Source organism: Mogibacterium sp. CM50 (assembly GCF_000293155.1).
GTDB classification, from domain to species: domain Bacteria; phylum Bacillota; class Clostridia; order Peptostreptococcales; family Anaerovoracaceae; genus Mogibacterium; species Mogibacterium timidum.
In genome coordinates this window covers 1-11,868 of sequence record NZ_ALNL01000006.1, presented here as the reverse complement: position 1 = coordinate 11,868, position 11,868 = coordinate 1, and the positions used below count along the sequence as shown (strand labels likewise).

The 11,868-nt window shown below is 42.9% G+C and carries 12 protein-coding genes and 1 tRNA gene; 2 read left to right on the top strand and 11 right to left on the bottom strand.

The genetic code is table 11. The features are described 5' to 3' along the window. Window positions 1-73: 73 nt before the first annotated feature. From HMPREF1152_RS00360 to HMPREF1152_RS00325, 8 genes are all read right to left on the bottom strand, one after another. On the bottom strand, window positions 74-484 hold the full coding sequence (locus HMPREF1152_RS00360) for a cell division protein FtsL (protein ID WP_009643162.1): 411 nt from the start codon (window positions 482-484) through the stop codon (window positions 74-76). 31 nt (window positions 485-515) lie between these two features. Continuing rightward, complete coding sequence (rsmH, locus tag HMPREF1152_RS00355) at window positions 516-1,445, bottom strand: 16S rRNA (cytosine(1402)-N(4))-methyltransferase RsmH (protein WP_009643146.1); 930 nt, start codon at window positions 1,443-1,445, stop codon at window positions 516-518. Window positions 1,446-1,453: 8 nt separating this feature from the next. Continuing rightward, the gene (gene mraZ / locus HMPREF1152_RS00350; protein WP_009643154.1) at window positions 1,454-1,885 is read right to left on the bottom strand and encodes a division/cell wall cluster transcriptional repressor MraZ; all 432 of its coding nucleotides are present in this window, start codon (window positions 1,883-1,885) and stop codon (window positions 1,454-1,456) included. 207 nt (window positions 1,886-2,092) lie between these two features. Then, entirely contained in the window at window positions 2,093-2,845 is a 753-nt protein-coding gene (locus tag HMPREF1152_RS00345; protein WP_009643151.1) for an acyl-[acyl-carrier-protein] thioesterase, read from the bottom strand. A gap of 61 nt (window positions 2,846-2,906) precedes the next feature. Then, the gene (locus tag HMPREF1152_RS00340) at window positions 2,907-3,530 is read right to left on the bottom strand and encodes an SDR family oxidoreductase (RefSeq protein ID WP_009643147.1); all 624 of its coding nucleotides are present in this window, start codon (window positions 3,528-3,530) and stop codon (window positions 2,907-2,909) included. A 224-nt stretch (window positions 3,531-3,754) separates the two neighbouring features. Beyond that, on the bottom strand, window positions 3,755-5,182 hold the full coding sequence (locus HMPREF1152_RS00335; RefSeq protein WP_009643161.1) for an alanine/glycine:cation symporter family protein: 1,428 nt from the start codon (window positions 5,180-5,182) through the stop codon (window positions 3,755-3,757). A gap of 274 nt (window positions 5,183-5,456) precedes the next feature. Further along, window positions 5,457-6,371, bottom strand: coding sequence for a D-alanyl-D-alanine carboxypeptidase family protein (locus tag HMPREF1152_RS00330; RefSeq protein ID WP_009643136.1), 915 nt, complete (start codon window positions 6,369-6,371; stop codon window positions 5,457-5,459). Between the two features lie 15 nt (window positions 6,372-6,386). Beyond that, a complete protein-coding gene (locus tag HMPREF1152_RS00325; RefSeq protein WP_009643143.1) occupies window positions 6,387-7,538 on the bottom strand; it encodes a double-cubane-cluster-containing anaerobic reductase in 1,152 nt (383 codons plus the stop codon). A gap of 422 nt (window positions 7,539-7,960) precedes the next feature. On the opposite strand from HMPREF1152_RS00325, the gene HMPREF1152_RS00320 reads away from it, so the two are divergent. Beyond that, on the top strand, window positions 7,961-8,677 hold the full coding sequence (locus tag HMPREF1152_RS00320; RefSeq protein WP_009643152.1) for a TraX family protein: 717 nt from the start codon (window positions 7,961-7,963) through the stop codon (window positions 8,675-8,677). A 439-nt stretch (window positions 8,678-9,116) separates the two neighbouring features. Here the strand turns inward: HMPREF1152_RS00320 and HMPREF1152_RS00315 are convergent, their stop codons facing one another. After that, window positions 9,117-9,650, bottom strand: a complete 534-nt coding sequence (locus HMPREF1152_RS00315) for a CPBP family intramembrane glutamic endopeptidase (RefSeq protein ID WP_009643145.1) — start codon at window positions 9,648-9,650, stop codon at window positions 9,117-9,119. Between the two features lie 139 nt (window positions 9,651-9,789). Beyond that, window positions 9,790-9,877 (bottom strand) — tRNA-Ser (locus HMPREF1152_RS00310). A 127-nt stretch (window positions 9,878-10,004) separates the two neighbouring features. Between HMPREF1152_RS00310 and HMPREF1152_RS00305 the strand changes: the two genes are divergently transcribed. Continuing rightward, complete coding sequence (locus tag HMPREF1152_RS00305) at window positions 10,005-11,279, top strand: L-cysteine desulfidase family protein (RefSeq protein WP_009643157.1); 1,275 nt, start codon at window positions 10,005-10,007, stop codon at window positions 11,277-11,279. Between the two features lie 274 nt (window positions 11,280-11,553). Here the strand turns inward: HMPREF1152_RS00305 and tnpA are convergent. Next, window positions 11,554-11,868, bottom strand: a 315-nt coding sequence (tnpA, locus tag HMPREF1152_RS00300) for an IS200/IS605 family transposase (protein WP_039883240.1), incomplete at its 5' end; no start/stop codon positions are given.

The following is an 11,868-nucleotide window of genomic DNA, read 5'->3' as shown; positions in this document are numbered from 1 at the left end:
AATAACATGTATATCCTAAAAGGCCACCGACCCGAATAAGGATCAGTGGCATTCTATAATCAATACGGATTATTTATTCGTAAGCTTCATCCTTGATTGCCGATGCTAGGTTTGTCTTGCCTGAGCTCTTAGAATCGCCTACTGTAATGCAGTTCTGCGACTCTGAATGTACCATCCCGTATTTCTCGGTTGCTGTCTTCTCAATCTTGTTAATGTTGCTTGCGTCGTTAATCTTGGTATTCAGCGAATCTATCTCTGCCTGAATATAATCATTCTTCTTCTGAAGCTCGTTGTTTTTCCGGTTGAGATTCGCCGCAAAAGCCGACATCACAACAACCGAAAGGCATAACACTCCTACCAGAAGTACACATGCCAATATTTTTGAATTTTGCTTTGCCTTTGCGTTGCGGTTGCCAGTTACCTTTGTTTTTCTGACCACACCAACACCGCTGTTCATTGCGCCTGCACTTGTTGCCATCTGCATTTCCTTCTTCTCCTTTGCTGAATACCCGCTGTTAAAGCTTCTCTATTACTCTGAGCTTTGCACTCCTGGCCCTCGGATTCTCTTCGAGTTCATGCTCGCTCGCTACTATCGGTTTGCTTGTCACCTTGGTAATGTCTGCCACCTTACCACATATACACACGGGTAATTCCGGCGGACACGTGCAAGGATTTGCTCTCTTATTAAACGCTACCTTCACGATTCTGTCTTCTAGCGAGTGGAACGTAATCACTGCCATCCTACCGCCCGATGCAAGCAGGTCAGGAAGCTTCTCCATAGCCCGGCTCAAATGCTCCAGCTCTCCGTTGACTTCAATCCTTATCGCCTGAAATGTTCGTTTGGCCGGATGAGGTCCGGTCCTTCTCGCCGAAGCGGGGATCGCTGCCTTGATAATCTCGACAAGTTGTCCGGTCGTCTCAATCTTTGCTTCACTCCTCGCCTTGACGATGAACTTGGCAATTCTCGATGCCCATCTCTCCTCACCATATTCCTTGATGATACGAAACAGTTCCTTTTCAGAATACTCATTTACAACCTGATAGGCTGTAAACAAATCATCCTCGTTCATGCGCATATCCATCGGTGCATCGTGCATGTAAGAAAATCCTCGCTCCGCTGTATCAAGCTGATACGATGAAACTCCCAAGTCAAGCAGAATTCCATCCACACTTCCACATTCAGCTTTGATAGCATCGATATCGCTGTAGTTAGCGTGGATAAAGGTTTTTTTGCAGTCATAATCGGCCAGCCTGTCTTCTGCCGCTCTGAGGGCAATGCTGTCTCGGTCGACAGCTAGGAGATGACCTTTCTCGCTGAGCCTCTCACATATACCGGAAGAATGGCCTCCTCCGCCTACTGTTCCATCCATATAAGTTCCGTTCGCCCTGATACCTAACGAATCAATCACTTCATTGAATAGTACCGGTACATGCTCAAATGTCATCTCTTCTCCTACAACCCATACTCTGCTAGCTTAGCGATGAAATCTTCGTCGTCCATCGGATTATCATCCTCATTTTCGTCAAAGGCTTCTTTGCTCCAAATCTCTATCTTGTCCATCGCACCTAGTGTCACCAGTTCCTTGTCAATCCTTGCGTACTTCTTGAGATTGGTCGGAATAATTACTCTACCCTGGGAATCAAGCTTACATTCACTCGCTTGAGAGAACAGCTTTCTGATGAACTCTCTGATAGCCGGATCTGACTGTCTAAGCTCTTTGAGCTTGTCTGCGAGCATCTCCCAGTCCTCCATCGTGTAGATGTAGATGCATCGGTCGTAACCTCTGGAAAGCATACACTCGCCACCGAGCTGATTTCTATACTTGGCCGGTATGATCATCCGGTTCTTGCTATCTATTGAATTTTCGTAAGTCCCGGTAAACATCTATCGTCCTCTGTACACGTCAGCTCTAGTTTTCACTCTTGCTCCTCCATTTTAAACCACTTCACACCACTTTTCAACACAATATTGGTATTTATTGTGATTTTTCAACACATAATTTAATTTTCAACATAAAAAGGGGAAAGACTACCTTTCCGCAGTCTTTCCCTTAAACAAACTATCTCTATGAATTATCTTTTAATAAATTTATTAAATACTTTTTAGCCCTATAGCCGCCTCGATATTGGTCTCCCCATCAGCCTCCGTGTAGAAATATATAAGCTTGTCAGCCCGTGGGTCCATATCACCCGGTTCAACAGCTCTACTTGTGTATACCACGAACTCACTCTCAAACGGAGCTTCGTGAACATAACGCAGGTTCATTGATGTTATAAAATATTTCTCCGCCTCCGGAATATTATCATACAGCTTGGTCGCATATACGGTGTTGTTCATGTGTCCATTGATATCTATCATAGAACGGTTAACAACGGTTCTCTCCACATCTTTAAATTCAAGCTCCTTCGGCAACCTGAATCTCTTGGGAATGCTCAGCTTGGGGGTCTCATCCCTAGAGTAAGAAGACATATCATAATCCTTATTGAGTATCAGCTTGCCCGTTTCTGTATTGACGAGCGCCCAGACTCCAAGAGCTCTAGCTATGACCCTTCCTTCCTTAATCATCTCATAGCCCCGGGGAAAATTCGCCGCCTTCCCCTGTATAACCCACGTCTCAACATCTACATCCGAATACTTCTGAGCCGGCTCAAAAATCTCAATATTCATGCGGCTAACTACGAAAGACTTGTGCTCTTTTATATACAAATCATCATAAGATACGGCCTCTGCCCTCATCTGCCTTTCACCGCTCTCCTGCATCAGCTGCATCAGTTGCATCGGCTTAATTGCACCATTTAAGTCTACCTCGTAAGATCTTATGTTATAATGCTCCTTGAATTTCATCCTTACCTCTTTTTTCTATATCCCTTTTTCTATACTTTGGTAACTGAATGCACGGCATATATTACAGCCGTATAATCTGTCCGGTTATAAACGAAGAATCGCTAGAAGCAAGCTGTCTCACAGCCTCGAACACATGACTGCCGGCATAATCGCTATTCCGGTAGATAATAGCATTCACGTGAATACCGACGCTCCTCATCGACTCCGACAGCGACCTCGTCAAGCCTTCTATATATGACTCCATGATTTTGCTTGCAAATCCGGAATTTTCATCCTTTGCAGCGGCTATGATAATACTCCCTCCGTTTCGATTCATGAACGGTCTAAGCGCCCTGATTGTATAAAACAGACCGTCAATTTCAGCGATAACTTCACGCCTCCACTTTTCACCGCTCATGTCATCAAAGTCAGTATCATTTGCGAGATCAATATTACATACTAACGTATCAAATTCGTCGTCAAAATACCCTCTGAGCACCTCTCTCGCCGACCAAAGGGAATCAAGCTTTGCAATTTTGCATCTGATATTTAATGCACTCGCCTCTCTGCTTAGAGCAAGAGCCTTGTCATAGGAATGGCTGTAAAAGAAGGCAGTTGATGCTCCGTATGAAGCAAAGCCCCTGACAAGTTTATCGCCATTTGCACTTACGCCGTCAGTAACAACTACACGTTTGCCTTTTCTCATTGTAACGACCTCCAAATCCAGCTTATGAACAGACTTAATGTTATCACTTCATCCCTAATACATCAAGAGACCGTGTACGCTTGCACATACTCGCGGTCTCTTAACATTTATTATATTGAATATTATATTTTGTATTGAAGCATACAGTCTAGCAACAACCGCCAGACTACATCAACTTATACGTTTCTATACATTGATCCTGCCAACACTGACTTCAAATTGAACTACTTCCAGAAATCCGTTTCACCCTTGATGCCGATATGAGCAGCTATAAAGTGCGGTTCAATCCCTTCGTATCTCTGCTTCCTATAATCGTTGAGGCACTTGATGGCAATTCCGCCGAGAATGAGTATTACCGGAACGTTTGTGATGACCATCAGTCCCTGTGCCATATCAGCCATATTCCACACGAGATCGGCCTGCGATACAGCACCTACGTATACAAGAACAATGGCCGCGACTCTGAAAATAATCTCCTCGCTTCGTTTGAGATCTCTCTTGAGGACGAAGGCGAGGCAGCCTTCACAATATGAATAGTTGCCAATCAAGGTGGTGAACGCAAAGAAACACATCGAAACGGAGATGAAGATAGGTCCGAAGTTTCCGAGAGTAGAATGAATAGCGGCCTGCACGTAGCCCGCGGCATTTGCGGCATCTCCATCGATATACGCATGAGGATTTACATCTGTAATCAAGCACAGAAAAGCAGTCGTAGAGCAGATAAGCAGTGTATCGATAAATACGGAAAGCATCTGTACGAGCCCCTGCTTTACAGGGTGCGAAACATCAGCGGTTGCAGCAGCATTAGGAGCGGATCCCATACCGGCTTCGTTGGAGTAGAGACCTCTCTTGATACCGAACATAATGCAGGATCCTGTAAACCCTCCAAATATGGCCTTGAAATCAAACGCGTTCTTGAAAATCGTGCCAAACATATGTGGAACGTTCTTGATGTTGAGAATGATAACAATCAGAGCTACACCAACATACACGACACCCATCACAGGAACGAGCACCTTCGTTACATCCGAAAGTCTCTTTGCACCACCCAAAACAATCGCTCCAAAAGCAATAGCAAGAATTACTCCGATAACCTTAGGGGTGTTCTCATTGTAAAAGCTGAAGGTATTAAATGTCGACTGCAGGTTATATGCAGCGAGCATGTTGTATCCTACAGCATATGTAAACATAACGATAATCGAGAAGAATACACCGAGCCATCTGGCATTGAGTGCATCACGCATATAGTATGCCGGTCCACCATAGCTGTTCCCTTCATGGTTTCTCTTCTTATAAATCTGAGCCAACGTCGACTCAATGAATGCCGTCGCACCGCCAAATAGTGCGGTCAGCCACATCCAGAATATCGAACCGGCACCACCCAGTATGATAGCAGTCGCAACACCGATGATGTTGCCGGTACCAACTCGAGATGCGGTCGAAACCATCAGCGCACCGAATGAAGAAATACCGTTCTCAGACTTAGGCTTCTCTGAAACTACCTTGATCGATTCCTTGAACATGCTGAGCTGTATGAATCTGGTGCGCATAGTAAAATACAGACCACCGGCCAGCAGCAGAAGCGGTACAAGCCATGGTCTGTACAGCACATCGCTAACCGCGAGTACCACATCATTAATCGCTTTTTCCATAAATAATTCTCCCTGACAAATAAATTCGCAAAAGCTATAACGTATAAAGTAAAAGTTTTTGGCATAAAAAGCTGATGCACGATTTACCCTTATAATCATGCATCAGCCGTGGAAATTATAGCATATTCTAAAAATTGTGTCTAATATTTGTATTATATTTAAAAATTTGTTTGCCTTAAGCAAATCTGTCAGCTTCATAAGCGTATAACACTTGACTTCATGCTGATATCAGACATCAATTGAAGAGGGTCAAGCAGAGTAGAAACTCTGACCTCTAAATATTATTCATGACCTTCAACACATCATCGACGTGTCCGTAAGTCTTGCCATCAGCCTTGAGACCCAGTGTAACAACAATATATCGTTTGCCATTTTTCTCTACTAAAACTGCAAGGCTCTTTCCGGCTTGCGGAGTATAACCGAACTTGCCTCCGATAATTTTCAGCCCCGCAGACCTGTATTCCTTGAATTTATCTACAACATCATTGGGAAAAGAAATACCGTCAGGATGCTCAGAGGTTCGTGCAGATGTGTAATTTTCAGCGGTAAAAATCTCATAGTAATCCTTATCATCGAGCGAAACTCTTAGAAGCTTAGCCACGTCCTCGGCCGTCGAGTACTCTTCTCCATTGTATACCCCATCAGATGTCGCATAATGAGTATTAAAAAGCCCTATATCTTTAGCTTCTTTATTCATCTCATGTATAAAATTCTCTGAATTTCCACCTAGAATTTCAGCTATCGAGTTGGCACACACTCCATCCGACCGCATAATCATAGCGTGAAATAAATCCTCCCAGGATGTCTGCTCCCCAACTTCGTATCCGATCATGAATTCATGCTGCTTCTTGACTAACTTATAAGCTGAGCTCGTCACACTGCATTGATCAGATAGTCTTATGCTCTTTGCTCTCATAATCTCCAGGGCTTTTCGGCAGGTCATCAGCTTGGTGAGAGAAGCGACGGGCAGTCGTTCATCCCCATTGATATCTACTTGAACCTTGTCATCCGTGAGATTGTACACATATATACTCTTGCTGTTATAGCCTTTCAAATGCTTTCCATCCCCCGAAGTTTCGCGATTATGAACGGTAAGTGACCGCAAAGAAAAAGCGGCTGCGAACAAAATTACACCTGCAATTATTATCAGAAATATTGTTTTTCGTTTTTTATTGCTCTGATTGCTCATGCACTTTATATTCCTTTATAGCATCTCGAGAAATGCTGTAATTCTAGTGTTGAGCTGTCCTACATCTGCCTGAGAGTAATCAGTCTCAACACTTAGATATGGGACTCCTTTCTTTTCCGTCACAAACTTTTCGATTGACTTTGATTCGATGTTATAGGTCAGACAGGCCGTTAGTGACATGTCTATTACACCATCCACATTATACTGATCGATTAACTTGTCAAGGAGCTTATATCTGCTGCCATTTGGAGTCATTACCGAGCATCCGATATTTAGATATCTATCTGCAATCCCACTGATGATATCGTCGCCATCCTCATCAACAAGCTCATCAAAGTTCTTGTAGCCCGAACAGTTCTCATAACATACGACAACTCCCCCATTATCTTCGATAGCCTTAACCACCTTGAGTGTGCCGCTTCCCATCGGGCAGCCGGTAATCAAGATGCGCGCACGCTTATCCAACATGTTGCCCTTTGTATACTCATCCTCAATTCTATCAGCTAGACTGATGAGCGATTCCACAAGCTCATCCTTGTCGAAATTGAAAGTGCTGCCATACACTGTATTGAACAGATCAAGTCCTGTGATCGGGGCCGGATCATGCATCATAACCTCTGAAAGCTTTCTCTGTGCTTCCCTCTCTCGATTCTTAAGGTTAACTGCAGCTCGAAGCTTCTCCTCTGTTATCTCAGTTCCAAATCTGTCGCTTAAGTAATTGATAATCTTGACCACCTCTGATCGCCACAGCTTTCTGCCCTCTTCATCCTGGCTATTGGGCAGCTTCATCAGATATAGCTCTTTGAAGTCAGCCATTAGCTCATACATCTTCTTCTTACCATCGCAAGTCGTCTCACCCACAACCACATCGGAAAAGTGGAAATAAGGACACTTATCGGATTTTGCAAATCCATAGCTCGACTTGATTAGGGGACACAGGTTTGCCGGCAAATCCTTCTCCGCCTCTGAGATAGGTTCATCAGACATTGAGCATAGTCCGATAGGAGCAGCGCCTGCCGCCATCGCGATCTCCTGTGGGAAGTATGTGCAGTACGCACCGACAACAGGTGTTCCGGACTCCTTTATTTCCTTTACGGTTAGAAAAGAATTCCTTCTCTGTTCAGAAAAGCTCTCGAATATCTCCGGCAAATCTTTGATAAGTTCCATATATAACCTCCTCGTCCGTCATTTTACTGTTATCCAATCTATGAAAGTCATCTCTATATACTGAATCTATAGCAGATCACTATCAATAACCATTAGCTTGCCAGCTGATAAATGTAAAGTTTACATCAACTTTACATTTCTTGCAATTTTCAGAATATGTATTTGACAGTTTTTACACCAATTATTAATTTTTTCAATATGGAATTTTACTTTAGCGTACACCTTTCTCTCGGGGATATTGGTGAGAAGAGATTTTTGTATCTCATATGGCGAAAAAAGTTAGAACCATAGACATATGGTCGTTGATATCGTACTTATTAAGCATTTATTAATTGAGCTCAATCCATCTATGCAAGCACCTCGTAAGATGCTATATTACAGGAAATGCCAAGCACATTAATTTAAAAATTGGAGAGTACACCATGAACAATCCTGCAATAAAAAAGCTCAAGGTCCTGTCAGGTGCACAGCTAAAATACATAGCGTTCCTGTCTATGCTGATCGACCACATTAATAAGGCGCTTATCTACCCTTATCTCAAGGGCGGTGCTCTTAACACTGTAAGCAACCTATTTGACATACTAGGTAGAATTGCCTTCCCTATCTTCGTGTTTCTTCTTGTAGAAGGGTATTTCAAAACTAGGAATAAATGGCGTTACCTCGCTACATTACTGATATTTGGAGTGATTTCGGAAGTGCCGTTCGATATGTTTACGACTTCCGAATACTTTAACATAAACTGGAATAATATCATGTTCACACTCGGACTCGTGCTAATCACCATATGGGTCATTGATACACTAAAGGTCAAGATGGAATCTCTGCCATTACCCGCATGGTTCCTCGTGTCGTTTACAATCGTCGCTGTTTCGTGTCTGATAGCTATGAATCTGAGCCTCGATTATGAGCATCACGCAATACTGGTCGGCTACTTCTTCTACATCTTCCATGAACGTGAGTTGCTATCGATTCCTTTTAACTTTGCATCGATGTACAAGGAGCCGTGGGCACTACTGGGATTCGGTTTGGTGCTCACATACAACGGCAAGAGAGGCAGACAGAGCAAGCCGGTTAACTACCTGTTCTACCCTGTTCACCTGCTTATATTAGGGCTGATAAGGATGAAGCTTGGGGTGTAAGTTATATAATAATTCAATACTCTACCCTGATTTGTTCATCACATGCAAAAAGGCCTGATTCTAAGAACCAGACTTTTTTGCATGTGCGAAATATGGAGTTAGGAATATTTCGCCCGATATTTAGATATGGCCAATACCCGAATCAGATTATGCAGGTACACGACTCAGAACTGAATGCGATATGCTTCTTCAAATAAAGGTTACGTCAAACAGCAATATCAATATTCAGGTTGTCTTCTTTTTATACGTATCCTCACTTTTTGTAATTAGATTCTAAAGCATGGCACTGTTCTATGGTCATTTGTAAAATATTTTTGGTAATTAGTAGAAAGACTCAAAAAATAGCAGTGCACCATTTTTTAGATACTATTTTATTCGTATGTAAATCATCCGTCAAAATTCTGAATCTTACTACAAAAAAATAATCTATTTCATTACATCAAGTGAAATTATGTAGGAGCACAAATATTGATGCAAATAAATTATTCAGTGAATGTATCGTAATAGCGATAACAATATTCTCCGTTTTCTTATATACGATTCCTATACCGGTACCCAGAATAAAATATGGAATCATTGCAACACTTAATCCGACATGTGTTATACCAAACAAAATACCAGTTAAGCATGGAGATATCCACCATGCTACTGTTTTTGTCTTTTCATCCAGCATTTTTTGTATTATGACACGATAAATGATTTCTTCAACTATAGGACACAAACATATAGCTACCACCAGAGTTGCACATGCTACTATTCCTTGATTCAGCAACATTCCCTCAACTTCAATCTCGTTTCTTGACTTAATCGCACCCGCATAATAAGTATTAATTAACAGGCTTGAAAATATCGATATTGATTCGATAACAACAAACCACATTAAAACATTTTTTAAGATATACCATTTTGAAACACCTTTAATGCCGCCACACAATACATCCTTATATATGTGTCGTAACACTACGGCCATCATTATAAATACTATCAGATTAATAGTATCCCATAATATTTTTGCCGTATTTCAATCCATAATTCAATGGCAATCTTGTGGCAATTTTTATCAAAAACAAAAATAAAAAGTCCCGGAACCGTTGAAATTCCAAGACTTTTTATGGCGGAGGACATGGGACTCGAACCCACGGGGCTGTTACGCCTTACCTGATTTCCAATCAGGCTCCTTAGCCACTCGGTCAATCCTCCACATGCGACTAAATGCATTTATATTCAAATCGTGCTTAATCAGGTTAACACAAACAGACTTCAAACGCAAGCCGTTATTATACCGGCACTTGTGATATCATTTAGCTATAGTAGAAAGGAGTCCGACATGCATGAACTTATTGAACTACTCAGCTCTGATATGAAACCCGCCCTCGGTGTCACTGAACCCGGTGCTATTGCCTATGCGGTGTCAACAGCCTGTTCTTATCTCTCCGGTAGGGCAGAACGAGTTGAGCTTCGTTTAAACAGCGGAATATACAAGAACGCATTTACCTGCGGAATCCCGAACAGCACTCACCTCGGCAATCTCTATGCTGCCGCTCTCGGTGCGATTGCTGCCAACCCGGAGCTGGGATTGGAATGTCTATCTACCGTCACACCGGAAGACAATACAGCTGCCGAGACCATGATTAAATCCGGAGCGATTACTGCCGAGGTTTCAGAGATCAGCAGCCGCATACACATTGAGGCAATGGTATACTGCGGTGATGAGTCTGCTACGGTCATCATCCGGGACAGCCATACCAATATCAGCTGCATCAAGCATAATGGCAAGGTTGTCATGGGAAATGAGCATAACGATGAGACACGCGATGATCCGCTCGCAGTGCCGATTATTCACAAATACACGCTTAGCGACTTTGTCGAGCTGATCGAAACCGTTTCATACGACGATATAGCATTTATAAGAGAAGCCTATGCTGTTAACCTCGCGCTTTTTGATACCGCTATGGCTAGTGACCGAACCACGTTTGCCGGATCGCTCTTCAAGAAAAATGGCAACAAGGTAATCAGCGACAATGATGTAGATACCGCCAGTCTACTCTGCAACGCCGCAATCGAAGCCAGAGTCCTCGGTCTCGACGCCCCTGCGATGAGCATCACCGGTTCAGGAGCGCACGGCATAATAGCCACGCTCCCTCTCTATGGTTACTGCAAAATCCATAATATAGATGAGGAGAAGCTTCTCCGAGCAACCGCGCTGAGTTATCTCATCTGCACATATATAAAGGAATATTCGGGAAGGCTTTCTGCGTTTTGCGGCTGCGCAATTGCTGCCGGAAGCGGCATGGCGTGCGCACTGGTTTATCTAGATGGCGGAAATGTAGATGATATGCACAGATGTCTTAACAACATGGCCAGCAGTATCACCGGCATGATTTGTGACGGCGGCAACCACGGCTGCGTCATGAAGGGTATATCCGCTGTGGACACGGCTTTCCGTTCCAAGGATTTTGCCATATCCGGAATCTGCATTGAAAACATGCACGGAATCAACGGAGCAACTCCTGAGGATACGATGCGAAACATGGGTCTTATCGCATCTCCCGGGATGGTTAAGACCGAAGAAACTATTCTGGACATCATGAAGTCAAAATAATCTAACGGAGTCTATGATCAGGACTGACAGGTCTCATATGATGCTTTTACGTACATTTGCCGGGAGCGATATGTCTTCTATAGTAAGCATTTAAGATTATATGCATATTTTATATGCTATTGATACATGATGTACCGGTTATAGACCTATAATCACGACCAACGGCTCAGCCGGTGGTTTGTTTTGGCCCTATAAGGGCCTTTTACCTGCTGCATCTTAAGATGCGTTGAATAGATTCGCCAACCGCACGTATTTTCCTACAAGTCCTAAAGGACTACTTCATCTTTTCTCCTGTGAATGGATCAATATACTCTTTCAGCGTCATTTGATCATCTACTATGTCGTCTTGAAGTTGTGTACGTATGTATTCAGCTATTTTCTTTTCGTTTTTCCCTACTGTATCAACATAGTACCCTCGGCACCGAAAGTGTCTATTCCCATACCTGTATTTTAAATTTGCAAATTTATCGAATATCATAAGAGAACTTTTTCCTTTCAAATATCCGACTATTTGCGACACAGAATACTTTGGCGGTATTTCTACAAGCATATGTATATGGTCAGGGCATAGCTCTGCCTCAACAATGTT

Excerpts from the sequence above, each read along its gene's own strand:
- HMPREF1152_RS00360 (WP_009643162.1), bottom strand. The coding sequence starts at position 484 with ATGCAGATGGCAACAAGTGCAGGCGCAATGAACAGCGGTGTTGGTGTG.
- mraZ (WP_009643154.1), bottom strand. The coding sequence starts at position 1,885 with ATGTTTACCGGGACTTACGAAAATTCAATAGATAGCAAGAACCGGATG.
- HMPREF1152_RS00325 (WP_009643143.1), bottom strand. The coding sequence starts at position 7,538 with ATGGAACTTATCAAAGATTTGCCGGAGATATTCGAGAGCTTTTCTGAA.
- rsmH (WP_009643146.1), bottom strand. The coding sequence starts at position 1,445 with ATGACATTTGAGCATGTACCGGTACTATTCAATGAAGTGATTGATTCG.
- HMPREF1152_RS00330 (WP_009643136.1), bottom strand. The coding sequence starts at position 6,371 with ATGAGCAATCAGAGCAATAAAAAACGAAAAACAATATTTCTGATAATA.
- HMPREF1152_RS00320 (WP_009643152.1), top strand. The coding sequence starts at position 7,961 with ATGAACAATCCTGCAATAAAAAAGCTCAAGGTCCTGTCAGGTGCACAG.
- HMPREF1152_RS00315 (WP_009643145.1), bottom strand. The coding sequence starts at position 9,650 with ATGATGGCCGTAGTGTTACGACACATATATAAGGATGTATTGTGTGGC.
- HMPREF1152_RS00335 (WP_009643161.1), bottom strand. The coding sequence starts at position 5,182 with ATGGAAAAAGCGATTAATGATGTGGTACTCGCGGTTAGCGATGTGCTG.
- HMPREF1152_RS00305 (WP_009643157.1), top strand. The coding sequence starts at position 10,005 with ATGCATGAACTTATTGAACTACTCAGCTCTGATATGAAACCCGCCCTC.
- HMPREF1152_RS00345 (WP_009643151.1), bottom strand. The coding sequence starts at position 2,845 with ATGAAATTCAAGGAGCATTATAACATAAGATCTTACGAGGTAGACTTA.
- HMPREF1152_RS00340 (WP_009643147.1), bottom strand. The coding sequence starts at position 3,530 with ATGAGAAAAGGCAAACGTGTAGTTGTTACTGACGGCGTAAGTGCAAAT.